This window comes from Paraburkholderia sp. SIMBA_053 (genome assembly GCF_046534895.1).
Classification (GTDB): domain Bacteria; phylum Pseudomonadota; class Gammaproteobacteria; order Burkholderiales; family Burkholderiaceae; genus Paraburkholderia; species Paraburkholderia caledonica.
This window is the reverse complement of record NZ_JAWRXU010001523.1, coordinates 1-242: the sequence shown is the minus strand read 5'-3', so window position 1 is coordinate 242 and position 242 is coordinate 1. Positions and strand designations below refer to the sequence as shown.

Genomic DNA, 242 nt, shown 5'->3' with positions numbered 1-242 from the left:
CGATCGCGGTGAAGGTGGCCGCGGCCGCCGCCGGATCGCTGGCCGCCACCTGCGTGATGGCGAGCAGCGCGATTTGATGGGACGCTGCGTCAAGCTGGACGCCTTTCGCGAGCAGCAGACGCGGCTGGTTCGTCGCCTGCTCGAGGAGCAGCGGATCCGGGCGCGCCGCGCCCAGTGCATCGACCAGTCTGCGGCCGGTCGTCGTCGCGCCCTGTTCATAGGCCTGGCGAATCTGCTGCCAG

1 pseudogene is annotated in these 242 nt (G+C 70.7%); it reads right to left on the bottom strand.

What is annotated here, in order from left to right:
- Positions 1 to 242 (bottom strand): annotated as a pseudogene (locus SB753_RS40670) (lytic transglycosylase domain-containing protein); the annotation flags it as partial.